Here is a 17,034-nt window from a genome sequence, read left to right on the forward strand (position 1 = left end):
TATACACTTGCATAATTGCGAGATTCGAGGCTTACTGCAAGCTGAAATCAGAAGATTGTTGGATATGGACACAGCCGAAGCAGCATCACCCACACCCGAAGCCACTGCGTCCATTGAGGCGATAAAGATTGAGGACCTGCACAAATCCTTTGGTGCGCTAGAGGTCCTGAAGGGTGTCTCCCTGACTGCCAACAAGGGGGACGTTGTCGCAATCATCGGGGGGTCAGGCTCGGGCAAATCCACCATGCTGCGCTGTATCAACTTCTTGGAAACGCCGAGCTCGGGAAAAATCACCATAGGCGGTGAATTGGTTGAAATGCACGCCGATGGTAGCCCAGCGAACCGCCGCCAGATCGAGCGTATCCGAACGCGGCTGGCAATGGTTTTTCAGCAGTTCAATCTGTGGACGCATCGCACGCTTTTGGAGAACGTGATCGAAGTGCCGATACATGTCCTCAAGGTGCCAAAGGCAGAGGCTATCTCGCGGGCGCACGACCTGTTGAAAAGGGTAGGGCTTGGTGACAAGGCCGACACCTTTCCGGCCTATCTATCTGGCGGTCAGCAACAACGCGCTGCCATTGCCCGTGCGCTTGCCGTAGATCCTTCGGTGATGCTTTTCGATGAGCCCACATCGGCGCTGGACCCCGAGTTGGTCGGCGAAGTTTTGAACGTGATCCGTGATCTCGCTGGTGAAGGACGCACCATGCTGCTCGTCACCCATGAAATGAAATTTGCGCGCGAAGTTGCCAGCCACGTTGTCTATCTTTTCGAAGGCCGCATTGAAGAGCAGGGTCCACCTGCCGAGGTCTTCGGTAGTCCAAAATCAGAGCGGTTGAGGCAGTTCCTCAGCTCGGTCGCCTGATTCAGTCAAAACAAACTAATGAACCAAAAGGGAGTAACAAAATGAACCTTAAGAAACTGCTTGCGTCCGGAGTTGCCGCCGCCATCCTTTCAGTTGGTGTCGCCAGTGCCGAAGAGGTCAAGATCGGTATCGCGGCTGAACCTTATCCACCATTCGCTTCGCTTGACAGCTCAGGCAACTGGGTTGGATGGGAGATCGATGTTATCAATGCCGTCTGTGCAGCTGCCGAACTGGACTGTGTTATAACGCCTGTAGCCTGGGATGGTATCATTCCATCGCTGACCGGGCAGCAGATCGACGCCATCATGGCCTCTATGTCGATCACCGAGGAGCGGCTGAAAACCATTGATTTCAGCGATCCTTACTACAACACACCCGCTGTAATCGTTGCGGACAAATCGATGGATATCGAAGCGACACCCGAGTCGCTGGCGGGTAAAGTTGTCGGCATTCAGGCTTCGACCATCCACCAGGCCTATGCGCAGGAATATTTCAAGGATGCTGAACTGCGGGTTTATCAGACACAGGATGAGGCCAATCAGGACCTATTCGCAGGCCGTATTGATGCAACTCAAGCAGACAGCATCGCCATGGCCGACTTTGTAAACTCGGATGCGGGCGCTTGCTGTGAAATTAAAGGCGCCGTTGCAGATGATCCCGCTATTCTGGGACGCGGCGTTGGGGCTGGCGTGCGCAAAGGGCAAGATGACCTGCGTGAGGCGCTGAACAAAGGCATCGCCGCAATTCTTGCCGATGGCACGCACGAGAAGATCACATCGAACTATTTCTCGGCCAGCATTTACTAAGCCGCCGCTGTGAACGGACTGTTGGATTCACTTGGATTGGCGCAGAGCGCAGAGCTTTTGTCGCTCTCGCCGCCGGGATGGGGGGCCAATCTGCTGCGCGGATTGTCCCACTCATTGCAGATCGCTTTCGGCGCTTATGCCCTCGGTCTCGTGATCGGATTGTTCGGAGCTTATGGCAAACTCTATGGCGGGAAGGTCACGCGCGATCTTCTCGCCATCTACACGACGGTGATCCGGGCTGTGCCCGAGCTGGTCCTGATCCTGATCCTGTATTACGTGGGATCTGACATCATAAACAAAATCTCCGCCGCAATGGGCGGGGGTCGGGTTGAGGTCAGTGGTGTTGGCGCAGGCATATGGGTGCTGGGTGTGGTCCAGGGCGCTTACGCGACCGAGATTTTGCGCGGCGCGATTCAGGCGGTTCCGCCCGGTCAGATCGAAGCGGCCAAGTCCTACGGTATGCCCGCCTTCATGACCATGCGCCGCGTGACAATCCCGGCCATGATGAGCTTCGCCGTGCCAGGTCTTGCCAACCTGTGGCTGATTGCAACCAAAGATACCGCGTTGCTCGCTGTTGTGGGTTTCAACGAGCTGACACTGGAAACCCGCCAGGCTGCAAGCAGTACACGCGCCTATTTTACTTTCTTTCTGGCAGCGGGATTTCTTTATCTCATGGTAACGCTGTGTTCGGGCGGCATCTTCGCTCGGATTGAGAAATGGGCGCGTCGCGGCCAACCCTCCCTTAAAGGAGGGGGCAGATGATTGATTTCAGATCGTTGATGCAACCACATCGCATTGTGATGATGCTGATATTCGCTGGGATCGTTGTCTGGTGCGCCGTCTCTCTTCAGTGGGACTGGATCCCGAAATATGCGCCGCTCGCCCTTCAGGGCATTTGGACGACAATCTGGCTGTTGGTGGTCACCGTAGTTTTGGGTTTCCTACTCGCCGTTCCTCTTGGATTGGCACAGGCGGTAGGGCCTTGGTATCTTGCCGCCCCGGCCAAGGCATTTTGCACTATCATCCGCGGCACACCGCTGCTGCTGCAACTCTGGTTATTGTATTATGGGCTTGGGTCTTTGTTTCCGCAGTTCCCTTGGATACGCTCTTCCGAGTTGTGGCCCTATTTGCGGCAGGCCTGGCCTTATGCAGTACTGGCGCTGACGTTGTCCTATGCCGGCTACGAAGGAGAGGTGATGCGCGGTGCCTTCAAAGGGGTCGCCAAGGGTCAGCTTGAGGCAGCCAAGGCATTTGGCATGCCACGTTTCACCATGTTTCGCCGTATCTGGTTGCCGCAAGCTATCCGCAACGTCCTGCCGACATTGGGCGGTGAAACCATATTGCAACTCAAAGCAACTCCATTGGTTGCGACCATCACTGTCGTCGACATTTACGCAGTGTCTTCACGTGTGCGCTCCGACACTTTCATTATTTACGAGCCACTCATCCTTTTGGCCGTTTTTTATATTTTCGTTGCGGGCGTGATTGCATTTGGCTTCCACTGGCTGGAAGTAAAGGTTCTTGGGTCTGGAAACCGCAATGGCGGTATCAGTTAGTATCGCCAGCAGCGGAGGGGATCCATGTGCTGCGTCAGCTCCGACCAGTGCTTTGAGTTCATAGCAATCTGAGCTGCAACTTGGATTCAGCTTGGCTGAGTACTGATGGTCGATATCAATATCAGGCCATACTGGAATGGTGCGCAATTATATCTCTGCGCACCAATCCCGGCCGGTTCCGTTCACAGCTCTACAACAACTTTTCCGACCGCCGCTCCGTTTGTCAGGTGCTCATAGGCTGCATCGACATTGGTCCACCCAAACCTCTGTTCGTCAACAATTGGTTTGAGTTGGCCCGCGTCCGCCATTTCCGCCAGAGTTTTCAGGATGTCACCATGGGATTGACGCCCGACATCATGCATCATCGGGATCAGCATGAAGACGACGTGCAGAGACAGACCTTTGAAATGCACAGGTGTCAGATCAATCTCGACCATCGCGACGGTTGAGGCGACTTGGCCATTGAGCTTGGCCGCTTCGAACGACTTCGTCATGTTCTGCCCACCCACGCTATCAAACACCACATCGAAGCCCACGCCATCAGTGTGTTCGGCCACGTAGTCCTCGACTTTTTGGGTTGTGAAATCCAACGGGCGCGCACCGAGACCCTCGATGAGGGCTAACTGATCCGCTCCGCGACCTGTTGCCGACACGGTTGCGCCAAGGTGGCGCGCAACTTGAACGGCAACATGACCAACGCCACCGGCACCGCCTTGAACCAGAACGGTCTGCCCTTCGCCGACACCGGCGCGCGTCAATCCTTCGTAGGCGGTGATGCCTACGAGAGGCAGCGCCGCGGCTTCTCGCATGCTCAGCGTCTTGGATTTGTGTGCAATCAGGCGGGCATCCGCATTGATGTACTCGGCTAGCGAACCAGGGAGGTCCATCATACCACCGGCGCAGCCATACACCTCATCGCCTATGGAAAAACCTGTAACACCTTCGCCAACGGCTGTGATTGTGCCAGCAAAATCCATGCCAAGGACCGCGGGCAAATTGGGGGACAGAGGTAGATCCGCGCCCATGCTTCGGATCATTGTATCGACGGTATTGACGCTGGCCGCGGCCACTTTGACGACTACATGCCCAGACGTTGCGACCGGGTCAGGCATTTCTACAAGCTCGAACGGTGCATCGGGTCCGTAGGCGTTCAGAACCATTGCTTTCATTGGGATATTCCTTTTTTAGCGAAGTGTCAGGCGCGGCTTTGAACAGCGCACGCCTGACGTGATCATTGTGTTGGAGGACGGATCAGTTGATATCCTGAACCTGCATAACCAGATCGCCCCACTTGCGCTGGTTTTCGATGTCGTGTTCCAGACCCTGTTCATCCGCGATGGTGAACCGTTTGACCGCCGGGGTTTTGCTTGTGGCCTGATACAGCCAATAGGCTTCGGCCTTCAGCGCTTCATCAATGGGTTTGTCGATGGATTCATAGACCATCTGCTTGCAGGCATTGATCGACTCTGCCGGGAATTTTGCGATCCGCTCGGCCAGAGCCGTCACATACGGGCCAATCTCATCTGGCTCCAAAGCCTTGTTTATGGTGCCCAGACGTTCTGCATCATCCGCATCGTAGTCTTGTGCGCTCAGGATGATCTCGAGCGCTTTTCCAAGGCCGGTTTGACGTGCCATGCGCGAAGCACCGCCGCCGCAAGGCAGGATGCCCATTCCAACTTCCATCTGCATGAACTTGTACTTACCCCGCGCCGCAAATCGCATGTCGAGCGCCAACGCCAACTCGTGTCCGCCACCACGTGCGAACCCTTCCAGCTTTGCGATGGTGGCTTGTGGCACCTTGCTGATCCGCTCGCAGACCGATTGAAGGTCCAAAAGCTGTGCGTCCTCGCGGGATACGGCCTCAGTCGACATATCCTTGAGCAGCTCGGTATCGTAGTGGCAGACCCAGATTTCCGGGTTGGCGGATTGAAAGATCACGACCTTGGTTTCGCGGTCTCGCTCTAGCCGCATGGCCAGACTGTTGAGGTCGGCCAGCATTTCCTGGCCTTGCACGTTTACGGTGCCAAAGTTGAATGTGACTGTTGCGATGCCGTTTTCAACAGCAACGTCAAAGGTTTGAAAGCTCTCATATTTCATCAGACAGTCCTTTCTTGGGCCTCGACGCGGCACGCGCGAGGGGTAAGGGAGGTTAAAGTTGGAAGCGCGTCTGGATTTAGCGCAGCGCGGGTCAGTTGGTCTGGTTAATCAAACCTCTGATCGAGTTCATGACGTCGGCAACATGTGCTTTGTCCAGTGCTGCGGCATGTGGATTCGCGAAGGCACCGCTGTCATTGTCAAAATAGGCACCTGACGCATCAGCGAACCGATCACCCAATGCTGCGTCAATCAGGATATCAGCGCCGATGTTCATATCGTTCCCGGCTAGGCCGAATCCTTCTTTCACCATCTTTGAGGCCAACAGCGATCCCGGATTTACCGCGACCATGACGGGTGCATCGGACAGAGATTTGGCCCATTCCCGGGTCCAGATGGTGATCGCCAGCTTGCTTTGCGCGTAAGCCTCCATATCATCCAGCGGAACACTGCCCTCCAGTGCATTTAAATTCACCGGGGCCTGCGCTGCCGATGACAGGTTCACGACGCGCCCGTCGGCGGGAATGATCGGCATCAGCAATTCTGTGAGCAGATAGGGTGCGAGTGTGTTGACGACAAAGCGGATGTCCTGCCCATTCGCAAGCACGGTTTGCGGAGCTTTCAGCACGCCTGCATTGTTGATCAACACGTCCAGTTTGTCATGTTTGGCCTTTACGCTCTCAGCCAGTTCTCGCACTGCGGACAGATCGCTCAGATCAGCGGTATAAGTTTCGACATCGCCGCCGACGTCGGTGGCAGCGCTGTCCAATTTGGAGGTACTGCGTCCATGCAGAAGTACTTTGTGTCCATCGGCGGCCAGCTTCTTTGCCGTGAGCAAACCAATGCCGTCGGTTGAACCTGTAATGAGTATAGTCTTGGTCATTGATCTGATCCTTTAGGAAAAGTCGGGCAGTACGGTATCCGCCAAGTGTTCGAGGGTCGTATCGATGGGCGCTTGATTGAACCGTAGGTTCAGTGCAACGTGATTGACCCCAAGCGTTTCTATTTCACGTAGATAGCTACGCAGGAAATCGGTGCCAGACTGAAACCCAAGATGGATCGGGCGCGGTGGTGCGGCGTGATCGGCAACGACATCGATATACAGGGATTGCATGACAGGCTTGTCTGGCTGGCCCGCTTCCTTCCCGCGCCTCCGATAGTCCGCAATAACCTGCCTTTGGGCAGTCGCATTGCGCGGATAGGTCATCCAACCATCGCCGTTCTGCGCCACCCAATCGGGGGATTGCTGGCTACCACCCGTAATAATCATCGGCAGGCGGGTCCCATGCGGCTTTGGCAGCAGGTCAATCCCGCTAGACAGCGTACCCTGTGCACTTTCACGCTCGGGATAGTCCAATCCAACGGCGCGGATATAGTCAAAGCTGTCGCGGAAACGTGCCCCGCGGTCATCATAGCTCTGGTTCATTGCCGGATACTCCTCAGGCCGGTCCCCGGAGGCTACACCCAAGAGCAACCGTCCGCCCGAGAGCACATCCGCGCTCGCCGCCGCCTTGGCTACATGAGCGGGGTGACGCAATGGCAGGATCACGCTCGCCGTTCCAAGGGCAATTCGGTCCGTCACCGCAGCAAGCGCACCCAGATAGACAAATGGATCGAAAATCTGTCCTGCATCACCAAAGCTTGGAACGTTGAATGGCACGTCGCGCAGCCAAAGTGATGCAAACCCGAGGTACTCCGCTTTCCGAGCCGCTTCCAGATGATCCCGAAGCGTGGGCTCTGCACCGACTGCATATGCTTCGAGCGGCAACACAAGGCCAACGCTCAGCCGTCCCGGTCGAAATACCCGGTTATAGGCCACGTTGATTTGGGCAAAATCAGCAGGCTGCATTTTATCCAACATGTCCGGCTCTCCTTTAATACCGCACCAATGTGCGGCTCTCGATGCTTTTGCGAATGGTGTTGACGTTTGAATCTTCGATCATATCAAGCGCACTATGCGCGATCGACGGAGCACCTTGATTGTCATAGATGTTGAAGATCGCGACCTCATCCGGCGTCATCTTCGATTGATAAATCCATTCATGCCTGGGGTTTCCTACCAGCCCCATTATTTGCCCATTGCGGTCGGGATAGATCAGGTCCAGTAAAATCCAGTCAGACGATTCAACTGATGACGGGCGAACAAAGCCCAGGGGTGCTGAGTTGATAGGATGATCCACAGGGCGCCACACATTAACAAAAGCATAGTGACTACGCGCCCACTCCGCTGCGGCCTCGGCACCCAAAAGATCGACAAGCCGCTGTTCGGCTCCGTCCTTGCTATAGTCACTGTGGACGTTGCGCGCGGGTTTGCGCGTCGCTCCTGGGTCATCTATCCGAACCGTGTGATCAAAAACCACAACCTCGCGCGCACCTAACTTGTTCGAGAGCATTTCCGTTAGTTCCGCATCGTATGTCGGTTTCCAGACCTCGCCGGTAAAATCTTGTACCTGCGTTTCCAGCAGCGCGAACTCAACAGCATCAGACGCAAATGTAACTGGGTTGCTCGTGGTGCGGGCATCTGTCAATGCAACAGCCGTGCTGGCCAGTTCGGGCGAAATCAAATTACCAGCAATCCCGCCTGCATCTAGTTCAAAGGCTTGCCGCCAGGGCTTGTGAACGTGGTAGTTGACTGTGGCTGTTCGCGTCATCTGCGTCTCCTTCCCATGCCGAGTTGCATCTATGAAGGGGATTTAACGCTAATCTATTTGCGTATAAACTGCCCATTCATGGATTGATAATTCGGGTTTGCGATATAATGGGGCTTGATACAGACGCGCTGAGATTGTTTGTGGCGGCGGCAGAAAGGCTGAACATCAGTGCGGCGGGGCGCGCTTTGGGCATGGCTCCAGCTGTCTCGAGCGCAAAGCTTGCCAAGTTGGAGCAAAGCCTGGGTTCCGAACTGTTACATCGCACAACGCGCAAAGTGTCGCTGTCTGTTGAAGGTGCCGATTTCCTGCCCTTCGCCCGAGAGATTATTGCGCAGGAAGAGGCGGCACTTACGGCGTTGGGCAAACAAACAGCGACCATCCGCGGTACATTGCGCTTCGCTGCACCCAGCACCTTTGCTCAGCTCTACATTGCACCAATCCTGCCGAAATTTCTTCAACAGCACCCCGATCTGACGCTCGATTTGCGCCTGTCGGATGTGCAGTTCGATCTTATCGAGGGGAGTTACGACCTTGCACTAAGAAATGCGCCGCTTGTCGACACCAGCCTGAAAGGCCGAAAATTGGCTGATGACCGACGCATACTGTGCGCCGCGCCGCACTATCTTGACACATACGGCACACCCAAAACACCTGCCGATCTGAAAAGCCACCACCTGATCGCTTTCCAAAATCGCCAATTGCGCACGCTAACGGGAAAGGCAGGTGAGAAAGCCACATTTGATCCAGCGATGGCCAAGGGTCAATTGATCATCGACGACGGCCAAAGTCAGGTCTGCGCCACTCTGGCCGGCGCCGGAATATCCCTAAACGCACTATGGAGCGTGTATGATCACCTGAAATCGGGCCGGTTGATGCAAATTCTGCCAGACTTTGAGGCTACGGAAGACAATGTTCTATGGCTTATCTATCCCAAGTCCAACGTATTATCTCCCAAAGTTCGGGTATTCATGGATTTTCTGATCACAGAGATTGGCTCAAATCCACCTTGGGAAACATGATCCCAATATTGGTCAAGCGCGCCTTAAGACATCACGGCGCCAGTTTGGAGAAATGCACGAGGCGGACACGCCTTTTACAATTGCAATAGCCTGATCTGTTCCGCGATTTTTGAGTTCCCGTGAATGCGGCCATCGCTCCCGTAGCGAGTGGCTAGTTAGACAGGCTGCATCGCAGCATCTAAACGGTTTATCCAAGGCCGGTTCCGGTCGTTCTTGCGTGAACCCAAAAGAGGGTTTCAAGACCTTAGTCGATCAAGCCGAAGCCGCGAGTGCAGGAAAGGTGTTTCTTATTCGCCCGCAGCGACGGCCTCGCCTGTCGAGAATAGCGCGGCAAGCATCGCCTCACTTCCAGCCAGCGCGCCCTTGCGCACGGTCGCAAGAACAAGTTTCCGAGCCGACGATTGTGGGAGACAAATACTTTTGACGTCGTCAGACCGATACCGCAAAACATCGGGGACAGGCAGAAGCGTAAATCCCAGGCCTGCCGAAACACATTCCATAATCGCTTCAAGGTTATCAAGGACAATGGTTTCGGAACCCTTTGGTCTTTTGTGCTTAAGCATCTCTCCAGCAATGAGTTTTCCGATCCCGGTGTCGGGCATAAAGTGAAAGAAGGGCTGTGCATTCAATAAACCCGCGAGGCCGTCTTTCAGCAATTTCTCATGGGCTGCAAAGGCAAAGAGTTCCTCTCGAAGCACCTTTTCCGCAAGCGTGTCTGGAACACCTTCTGCATCTGTAAGAAGGGCGGCATCAAGCTGACCGCTTACAACCTTTTCTTGTAGAACCTTGGACAGGCCGGTTTCGAATGAGAAGGTCGCTTGCGGTGCTTGACGTTTTGCGTTGTTCAGGAAGTTCGGCAGCAAGCGAACGGCAGCAGTTGTGACAAATCCTATTCGGAAATGCCCGACAAGCGTGTGCGTCGGGCGACAGATTTTGAGAAGGCTGTCTTCGTGCTGCAGGAGCGGGATCGATGCCTCGACGATGCTCCGGCCGATTGGCGTAAGTCGCGGTGGTCGTACGGTGCGGTCAAAGAGGTCGACGCCAAGCTCCGCCTCAAGCGCCTTCATCTGCATTGAAAGTGCAGACAATGTCATGTTTTGCTGCTCGGCCGCTTTCGCAAAGGAGCCGACATTCGAGACCCGTATGAGGGTTCTGAGAGAACGTGTCTGCATAAGTTAAAGTATACTGGATTAGATATCCAATTTTATTCGATTGTGTTGTATTACTGCAAGCGTATTCTGTTAAAAAACAGAGACGAGGGACACGCATGCCGCATCCGCTTGTGAACGTTGCGAAAGAACTGGCCCCAGAATTTGAGAAACGTGCCGCAGATTGGGACAGATCGCGCAGGTATTGCTGGCAGAATGTTGGCGAATTGGCCGATGCTGGCATCATGGGTATGACCATTCCCAAGAAATATGGTGGGCAGGGCGCGAGTTTTCTGGATGTCACCATGGTGGTGGAAGAGATCGCAAAAGCCTGCACCCTGACCGCCCGCATCGTTGTCGAGGGCAACATGGGCGGCATCAGTGCGGTCATGGGGTACGGCAATGATGAGCAGAAGGCTTTTTGTGCTCAGCATGTCCTGGCAGGAGATAAGCCTGCGATCTGCATAACCGAACCTGACTCGGGAAGTGCCGCGACCGAAATGCAGACTACCGCGCTGAAACAGGGTCGCACATACATCCTCAACGGGTCCAAGCATTGGATCACTGGTGGAGGGGTCTCGAAGCTGCACCTGATCTTTGCCCGCGTGCTCGATGAGGCGGGCGTCGATCAGGGGATTGGCGGTTTCATTCTGTTTGCCGATCCGATGTCAGGAGATATGCCCAAGGGGTTCACCGTGGTGGGTCGCGAATACACGATGGGCCTTTGCGGTATGCCCGAAGCAGAATTGCGGTTCGAAAATGTCGAGATCAACGAGAAATGGCTGGTCAAACCGCCTTCAGGATTGAAGCGTGGCTTTGCCGACCTGATGAACGCTTACAATTCGCAACGCGTCGGTGCGGGAGCAGTTGCTATGGGTGTTGCGGCAGGGGCACTTGAACATGCAAAACGCTACCTCGTTCAACGTGAACAGTTCGGGCGCCCGCTTGCAGAATTCCAGGGGCTTCAATGGATGCTGGCCGATATGGACACGCAAGTTCATGCAGCTAGGCTGCTGCTCCATGAAGCGGCACGATCGCGTGGCCCAAACGGCAGTCAGTATCCCGATATGACCATGGCCGCCCGCGCCAAGCTTTTTGCGTCCGAGATGGCTATTAAGGTGGTCAGCGATGCGCTGCAGATGTTCGGCGCGCGCGGCTACAGCGATCGTGAACCTCTGGAGCGGATGTATCGCGATGTGCGCATGTTCACTATCGGCGGCGGGACCGCACAGATTCTCCGGACCCAAATCGCCGGAAATATTCTAGGCATTAAAACACCACAGACGCGGGACGGATATACGCGCCTTGCCGACATGGAGCGTTACGCGGCTGAATAGAAGACCCTGTAAAAATTGAAAAAGACTTTCGGGCCGCCGACTTTCTTGTGCCGCAGCCCTACGCGGCTGCGTGCCGTCACGCCTGCGGCATGCTCGGCCGACGGTTTTTTCGCGTTAAGCTAGTTGCCTAGTTAGCCAACTTAGCTGCGCAAGAAAGGCGCTGTATTCATGCGCCAGAGAAGTTTGCGACTGAGCCAGCGAAACAAATGCAATTTTACGCTGCGTAAAATGGCTGGGCTATTTTTCGACAATCGTAAACTTCCTAAATGAGATTTGCCTAGGCAGGCAAGTTTAGCGCGTACGCCAAGCAATTACTTCGATTCCCGAAAGGAAAGCTGCGATGAAAAAGTTCATTTTTGTTGCTCTCATCAGTCTTACCGCATGCACTCAGTACCCGATGCAGAAGCCACTGATGGTTGACGGAACCAGGAATGCGACCTTCTACACAGATGAGGCTGAATGCCGATTGATGGCCGCGAGTTTCAATCCTGGGCAGCGTAAAATAGATGCTACGTTCGGCGCTATTGATGGCGCGGTTACTGGTTGGGTTGTTGGCGAGAAGGAAGATGTCATCGGAGGTGCGATCGCAGGTGGCATAGTCGGATCTGTGCGCGGCCAGTACAATGACGAAATGGCGCGGCGTCATGTGCTTGTGAACTGCATGCAGGTGCGTGGTCACGGTGTGGTGGGCTAGTAATGGCTGCAGATTACTCAGTGGTTTATCGAACGGGGCCTTGGCCGTGACTCAGAAAAGGGTCCGAACAGAATTCGTAATTTGGGGTAAATTCTGACCAGAGAAGGAGTGCTCTAATGCCGAATAAACGTTTCAGTTGTAACAGTTAAAGAAACCGGCCTGATTGGGTGGGTGAACAGTGTCGCGCAGATCTTCCAAAGACGCGTTTCGATTGCCTTGCATGTTGGCGCATCGAATTGACATATCCCACCCAGAAGCGCGCTTCTTTCAGGCTACAGGTGATCAACTTCCGCATGTTTAGCACCGATGAGCAAAGTGTTTTGCAATGCCGAAACTACGTAAAAGGCCGTCCCCAAAATGCGCCAACTCTGACAAACCATTCCAGACATGGACCGGCAGCGACCGTTGGCCCGCTTGCGTGAAAGCTAGAAAATGAACGACGATCTGATGATATAAAGTCAGCCATCTGACGTGGTTTACTTATTGCTGCGTACAAGGGTGATGCGATTCCAGATAACTGTCAAACCCACCGATGAATAGGTGTGCGGAAACTGGATAAGCCGGTCAAGAATCTGACAAACCAGCCTTGTGAAGGCTGGCCAACAGGTTCTCCTTAAAAGTGGCGTCAAGTTGCCAAATGGCAAGTATATCCGATGCAACAGATGAAAAATCTGGGCGTAGAACCAACAAGCTGCGTAGGGCCGCCTGGGCCTGTTCCCCATTTCCCAGTTTGCTGTGTAGCGCGGCCTGCCATAGATGGGTCCAGAAGAAACCTGGCATATCGATTTGTTCCAATTGTGCCAGCGCCGCTGCATAGTCGCCCTGGTCGAACTCGTAAAAAACCCGCGAAAACAGATACCACTGAGGATGCACAGGGTTCAGAGCGATTGCCCGGTCTACAATAGCAAGTCCTTTGTCCCATTCGCCACTGAACGCCAGACGCATCCCGTAATGGGCCAGAATGTCGGTGTCATTCGGATTCAGGTCAATCGCCCGTTGCCCGGCCTCGCGGAACCCGGCAAAATCACCGAGCACGAACCGCATATTGGCCATCATCAGATGTCCCGCCGCCAGATTTGGGTCGATCTCGACCGCCCGGCGTGCTGCGGCATCGGCTGCGGCCAGAATCTGTTCGCGATTTCCGCCCAGCCCAAAACGTATCTGTTGCAGATACAGGTTCGACAGCACCGCCCAGGCCTCGGCATAATCCGGAGCCTTCTCAAGCGCGTTCAGGATGCAGGATTTGATTTCAGCATGGCGATCCAGATTGATGGTTACCTGATAGCTGTAATAACCAAGCACACAGTCATAAGCATCGCGATTGTTGGGTGGAATTCTATCGGCATCTCGCATCGCGCCAAGCGTCAGTAGCCCGTATTTCCCGGCCAGTTTACCCATTACATCTCGGATAATGCTGTCCTGTACCGCATAGATTTCCTCGGAGGTATTGCTGACCTCATAGCTTTGCGACCAGATATATCTTCGGTCTTTCAGATCAATGAGGCGTGCGGACAGGCGCAAGGTGTCGCCCCTGTCCATCACATTGCCTTCCAGCGCGAAATCAGCGTTGAATTCTGTACGCAAGCTCGCCGTATCAATCTCGGTTTCACCAGAATGCAGTGTGCTGCCAAGGGGCAAGACCCAGATGTCCCGGAACCGGATCAACTCGGTCGTCAACTGCCGGGTAAGACCATCGGCGAGGTACTCGGGGCCCTCTCCCAGAGTTTCAAAGGGCAGTACAGCCACGACGGGCCCTTTGGGCAAGCTGTGATTTGCCTGTTCCTCAGGCGTCCCTGAACGGGTCAATCCCCAGATTAGCCCAAACAATGCCAGGCCAAAGGCGACAGCCAGTCCAATCCCAGCGCGTCGTCGTCCGCTGAACCCGGCATTTGGCCGGGCTTCAGCAGGTGCCTGATCAGGGCTGGGCAGTGAAGATTTTTCGAACCGCGGCGCGTATCCTCCTTTGGGTATGGTGAGACGTATCGGATCGCCCCGACCGGGCCCGGCATAGTAGGTGTCAATGTCCTGCCTTAGTCGCCGCGCCTCAAGTCGGACAATCGGATCGACCTGCTGGTCGAAGCTTTCGTCGCGGTCAAAGACGGACATGGCAATCGACACGCCTTTGATCTGATCTGAACGACCAGCCAGATATTCCTCGATGATATAGTTCAGAAATGCGCGGCGTTTGGGGCTGGCGGTGAAATCCGGATGCTCCAGGATACGTTTCATCTGTACCCGAATTTCACGCTCGGTAGTATCCACTTCAATATCCCTCTGCCTCGGGAAAACCAAGGAAAACCATTATGTTGGCCTCGTTGATACATGTGTTTTTCGACAGGTGGCAACATGTTTGCACTTCTCGGGAAAAATTCTGCGGATAAGAGGGCCGCACTGCTGGTCGTACAGGCAGGCACCCGGCTTCCAAAAGATCGCGCATCTCGGCACTTCTGGAGGTCAATGCACCGGCGGGACGAATTTCAACCTCGTGGTTCGTCCCGTCAGACCTCCTGCGCTGCGATCTCTTTTGAAGCGTTCATGATAGGAACCGATTATATATGCCACGCCGAACCACCTTACTCTTGACCGTCACCCTTTTGACGCTGACCTCAGGTCTTGCCGTCGCTCAGGATGGTAGTCCTCAGCACTTTGACCCGAAGGGCAAGCTGCCCTCGGATTACACGATCGAATTCCAGCAAACCCAACGCAATAACCTGCCGTTCGATGACGAGCGTGACTTTGAAGAAAGCCGCAAGGGGCTAATTGCGGTTCCAGAATACCGCCAGATCAAAACCGAGGATGGCACCGTCGCCTGGGACATCGGCAGCTATGACTATCTGCTCGAGGGCAAAGAGTTCGACTCGATCCACCCGTCGTTGCAGCGTCAGGCGATCCTGAACATGAATTTCGGCCTGTACGAGATTCTCGACGACAGCATCTATCAGGTGCGTGGCTTCGATCTGTCCAACATCACTTTTATTCGTGGCGATACCGGCTGGATCATCTTTGACCCGCTGGCCTCCAAGGAAACTGCCGCCGCAGCGCTGAAGCTGCTGAACGACACCGTGGGCGAACTGCCGGTCAAGGCGGTTGTCTATTCGCATTCCCACGCCGACCATTATGGCGGTGTGCGCGGAGTGATCACCGATGAGGACGTGGCAAACGGCGTGGAGGTGATCGCGCCCGAAGGTTTCATGGAACATGCGGTTTCCGAAAACGTCTATGCGGGCAACGTGATGAACCGCCGTCTGTTTTTCCAATACGGCGTATTGCTGCCACGCAGCCCGTTCGGTCATGTGGATCAGTCCATCGGCAAGAACATCTCGGCTGGCACCACGGGCCTGATCGAACCGACCCGCTATGTCTCGGACGCGTATGAAGAGATCATCGTAGACGGCGTGCGTATGATCTTCCAGAATACACCGGGTACTGAAGCACCTGCTGAGATGAATACTTATTTCCCCGACCTCAAGGCATTCTGGGCGGCGGAAAACATCACTGGGACAATTCACAACATCTATACCTTGCGTGGCGCACTGGTGCGCGATGCGCTGAGCTGGTCCAAGCATGTCAATGACGCGCTGTACAAGTTTGGGCAGGATGCCGAGTTGATGTTCGCCTCTCACTCTTGGCCCCGTTACGGAAATGAGCGCATTCAAGAAGTGATGCGTGCGCAGCGTGACACTTACGCCAATCTTAACAACGGGGTGCTGAATCTGGCCAACAAGGGCGTGACCATCAATCAGATTCACAACGTCTATGACGTGCCGGAAAGCCTGCAGCAGCAATGGGCCGCGCGCAGCTATCATGGCTCGGTCGAGCATAACAGCCGGGCGGTGATAAACCGTTATCTGGGCTACTGGGATGCCAACCCCACCACGCTCACACCTTTGTCGCCAGAAGACAGCGCGCCGCTGTTTGTCGAGATGATGGGCGGCGCCGAGCCAATCCTGTCGAAAGGGCAGGAATTGGTCGACACCGGCAAATACCTTGAAGCGACCGAGATTCTAAACAAACTGGTCTACGCCGAGCCACAGAACCAGGCCGCCAAGGACCTGTTGGCCGACGCGTTCGAGCAGATCGGGTATCAGAAGGAAAGCCCTTCGGTCCGCAACTCGTTCCTTGGCGCGGCGTTCGAACTGCGCAACGGTATTCCGCAGGGCGCTACCATCGAGACCACCGGTCCCGATACGATCAAGGCGATGCAGACCACGATGTGGCTCGACTTTCTGGCCATTCGCGTCAATAGCGCCAAAGCCGCCAATATGGAGTTCACCATCAACCTGTCGATCCCCGACCGGGACGAGAACATCGTTGTCGAGATGAGCAATGCCACTCTGACTCATATCGTCGATCAGGTGGCGGAAGACGCCGATCTTTCGATCAGTCTGAGCCGCACGGACCTAGAAAAGGTCATGACCGGTGAGCGCAGATTGACCGAGATGCTCGCTGATGGCACCGCGCAGTCTGAGGGCAACGCCGAGATCGTAGCGCAACTGGCTTCGACCCTGGATCAATTCGATTTGGGTTTCGAGTTGATGCCCGGCACCGGTGCGCAGGATTTGACACCACCCGCCAATGATTTTGCCCAGCCCGGGTTAGCAAACTCGAGTGGCGGCTGAGACGGGACCGTCCGATTGAAAGCTGGCTCAGGGTTTTGCTGCCCTGGGCCTCTCTCTTTCTGACTATTGGACCGGGAGAAGTTTTCGACCAGTAGTGCTGGTATCGGAGCAGCAGAATGCCCCGCCCGAACGACTGCTGGATTGTTACCGCCGTGCGCGGACTCTTTCATCCGTGGTGTCAATGCGGGATCAGAATCTTCAGCCTAAGAAAGCCAAAGCGTATGACGCAAAAATCAAACTGGGATGTT

General features: G+C 54.9%; 15 protein-coding genes. 8 read left to right on the forward strand and 7 right to left on the reverse strand.

Translation table 11 applies throughout. The features are described from left to right. The first annotated feature begins 64 nt into the window (after window positions 1–64). From ACR0NM_RS09165 to ACR0NM_RS09180, 4 genes are read left to right on the forward strand one after another with little or no spacing between them, the layout of a single operon-like run. Window positions 65–862 carry an ABC transporter ATP-binding protein gene (locus tag ACR0NM_RS09165; RefSeq protein WP_480614237.1) on the forward strand — a complete coding sequence of 266 codons (798 nt, stop codon included), beginning with the start codon at window positions 65–67 and terminating at the stop codon, window positions 860–862. 41 nt (window positions 863–903) lie between these two features. Beyond that, window positions 904–1,668: a transporter substrate-binding domain-containing protein gene (locus ACR0NM_RS09170; RefSeq protein ID WP_170394204.1), complete on the forward strand. Its 765-nt coding sequence runs from the start codon at window positions 904–906 to the stop codon at window positions 1,666–1,668. A 9-nt stretch (window positions 1,669–1,677) separates the two neighbouring features. Further along, window positions 1,678–2,430 carry an ABC transporter permease gene (locus tag ACR0NM_RS09175; RefSeq protein ID WP_170423024.1) on the forward strand — a complete coding sequence of 251 codons (753 nt, stop codon included), beginning with the start codon at window positions 1,678–1,680 and terminating at the stop codon, window positions 2,428–2,430. Next, entirely contained in the window at window positions 2,427–3,224 is a 798-nt protein-coding gene (locus ACR0NM_RS09180; RefSeq protein ID WP_480614240.1) for an ABC transporter permease, read from the forward strand. Before ACR0NM_RS09175 ends, ACR0NM_RS09180 begins: the two co-directional genes overlap by 4 nt. A gap of 182 nt (window positions 3,225–3,406) precedes the next feature. On the opposite strand, the gene ACR0NM_RS09185 is transcribed toward ACR0NM_RS09180, so the two are convergent. The 5 genes from ACR0NM_RS09185 to ACR0NM_RS09205 all read right to left on the reverse strand — a co-directional run bounded on the left by ACR0NM_RS09185 (window position 3,407) and on the right by ACR0NM_RS09205 (window position 7,969). Continuing rightward, entirely contained in the window at window positions 3,407–4,393 is a 987-nt protein-coding gene (locus tag ACR0NM_RS09185) for a zinc-dependent alcohol dehydrogenase family protein (protein ID WP_480614242.1), read from the reverse strand. A gap of 82 nt (window positions 4,394–4,475) precedes the next feature. Continuing rightward, window positions 4,476–5,321, reverse strand: coding sequence for an enoyl-CoA hydratase/isomerase family protein (locus ACR0NM_RS09190; protein ID WP_170596288.1), 846 nt, complete (start codon window positions 5,319–5,321; stop codon window positions 4,476–4,478). 91 nt (window positions 5,322–5,412) lie between these two features. Continuing rightward, the gene (locus tag ACR0NM_RS09195; RefSeq protein ID WP_170818226.1) at window positions 5,413–6,201 is read right to left on the reverse strand and encodes an SDR family NAD(P)-dependent oxidoreductase; all 789 of its coding nucleotides are present in this window, start codon (window positions 6,199–6,201) and stop codon (window positions 5,413–5,415) included. Window positions 6,202–6,213: 12 nt separating this feature from the next. Beyond that, a complete protein-coding gene (locus ACR0NM_RS09200) occupies window positions 6,214–7,179 on the reverse strand; it encodes an LLM class oxidoreductase (protein ID WP_480614244.1) in 966 nt (321 codons plus the stop codon). A 13-nt stretch (window positions 7,180–7,192) separates the two neighbouring features. After that, a complete protein-coding gene (locus ACR0NM_RS09205; RefSeq protein ID WP_480614246.1) occupies window positions 7,193–7,969 on the reverse strand; it encodes a CmcJ/NvfI family oxidoreductase in 777 nt (258 codons plus the stop codon). Between the two features lie 107 nt (window positions 7,970–8,076). Here ACR0NM_RS09205 and ACR0NM_RS09210 point away from each other — a divergent pair, with 107 nt between their 5' ends. Beyond that, entirely contained in the window at window positions 8,077–8,988 is a 912-nt protein-coding gene (locus ACR0NM_RS09210; RefSeq protein WP_480614248.1) for a LysR family transcriptional regulator, read from the forward strand. A 287-nt stretch (window positions 8,989–9,275) separates the two neighbouring features. Here ACR0NM_RS09210 and ACR0NM_RS09215 read toward each other — a convergent pair whose 3' ends face one another. Next, a complete protein-coding gene (locus ACR0NM_RS09215) occupies window positions 9,276–10,160 on the reverse strand; it encodes a LysR family transcriptional regulator (RefSeq protein ID WP_480614250.1) in 885 nt (294 codons plus the stop codon). A 95-nt stretch (window positions 10,161–10,255) separates the two neighbouring features. On the opposite strand from ACR0NM_RS09215, the gene acdA reads away from it, so the two are divergent. Both acdA and ACR0NM_RS09225 read left to right on the forward strand, forming a co-directional pair. Continuing rightward, window positions 10,256–11,473, forward strand: a complete 1,218-nt coding sequence (acdA, locus tag ACR0NM_RS09220) for a 3-sulfinopropanoyl-CoA desulfinase (RefSeq protein WP_480614252.1) — start codon at window positions 10,256–10,258, stop codon at window positions 11,471–11,473. 340 nt (window positions 11,474–11,813) lie between these two features. Then, on the forward strand, window positions 11,814–12,167 hold the full coding sequence (locus tag ACR0NM_RS09225; RefSeq protein WP_170732796.1) for a hypothetical protein: 354 nt from the start codon (window positions 11,814–11,816) through the stop codon (window positions 12,165–12,167). A gap of 564 nt (window positions 12,168–12,731) precedes the next feature. On the opposite strand, the gene ACR0NM_RS09230 is transcribed toward ACR0NM_RS09225, so the two are convergent. Beyond that, window positions 12,732–14,429, reverse strand: coding sequence for a hypothetical protein (locus ACR0NM_RS09230; RefSeq protein WP_480614254.1), 1,698 nt, complete (start codon window positions 14,427–14,429; stop codon window positions 12,732–12,734). A 293-nt stretch (window positions 14,430–14,722) separates the two neighbouring features. Here ACR0NM_RS09230 and ACR0NM_RS09235 point away from each other — a divergent pair, with 293 nt between their 5' ends. Then, on the forward strand, window positions 14,723–16,786 hold the full coding sequence (locus ACR0NM_RS09235) for an alkyl/aryl-sulfatase (protein ID WP_480614257.1): 2,064 nt from the start codon (window positions 14,723–14,725) through the stop codon (window positions 16,784–16,786). Window positions 16,787–17,034 lie beyond the last annotated feature (248 nt).

The sequence above is a fragment of the Ruegeria sp. AF2 genome, from assembly GCF_056542025.1.

Excerpts from the sequence above, each read along its gene's own strand:
- ACR0NM_RS09210 (WP_480614248.1), top strand. The coding sequence starts at position 8,077 with ATGGGGCTTGATACAGACGCGCTGAGATTGTTTGTGGCGGCGGCAGAA.
- ACR0NM_RS09180 (WP_480614240.1), top strand. The coding sequence starts at position 2,427 with ATGATTGATTTCAGATCGTTGATGCAACCACATCGCATTGTGATGATG.
- ACR0NM_RS09205 (WP_480614246.1), bottom strand. The coding sequence starts at position 7,969 with ATGACGCGAACAGCCACAGTCAACTACCACGTTCACAAGCCCTGGCGG.
- ACR0NM_RS09215 (WP_480614250.1), bottom strand. The coding sequence starts at position 10,160 with ATGCAGACACGTTCTCTCAGAACCCTCATACGGGTCTCGAATGTCGGC.
- ACR0NM_RS09190 (WP_170596288.1), bottom strand. The coding sequence starts at position 5,321 with ATGAAATATGAGAGCTTTCAAACCTTTGACGTTGCTGTTGAAAACGGC.
- ACR0NM_RS09225 (WP_170732796.1), top strand. The coding sequence starts at position 11,814 with ATGAAAAAGTTCATTTTTGTTGCTCTCATCAGTCTTACCGCATGCACT.
- ACR0NM_RS09200 (WP_480614244.1), bottom strand. The coding sequence starts at position 7,179 with ATGTTGGATAAAATGCAGCCTGCTGATTTTGCCCAAATCAACGTGGCC.
- ACR0NM_RS09195 (WP_170818226.1), bottom strand. The coding sequence starts at position 6,201 with ATGACCAAGACTATACTCATTACAGGTTCAACCGACGGCATTGGTTTG.
- ACR0NM_RS09185 (WP_480614242.1), bottom strand. The coding sequence starts at position 4,393 with ATGAAAGCAATGGTTCTGAACGCCTACGGACCCGATGCACCGTTCGAG.
- ACR0NM_RS09170 (WP_170394204.1), top strand. The coding sequence starts at position 904 with ATGAACCTTAAGAAACTGCTTGCGTCCGGAGTTGCCGCCGCCATCCTT.
- ACR0NM_RS09165 (WP_480614237.1), top strand. The coding sequence starts at position 65 with ATGGACACAGCCGAAGCAGCATCACCCACACCCGAAGCCACTGCGTCC.
- ACR0NM_RS09235 (WP_480614257.1), top strand. The coding sequence starts at position 14,723 with ATGCCACGCCGAACCACCTTACTCTTGACCGTCACCCTTTTGACGCTG.
- acdA (WP_480614252.1), top strand. The coding sequence starts at position 10,256 with ATGCCGCATCCGCTTGTGAACGTTGCGAAAGAACTGGCCCCAGAATTT.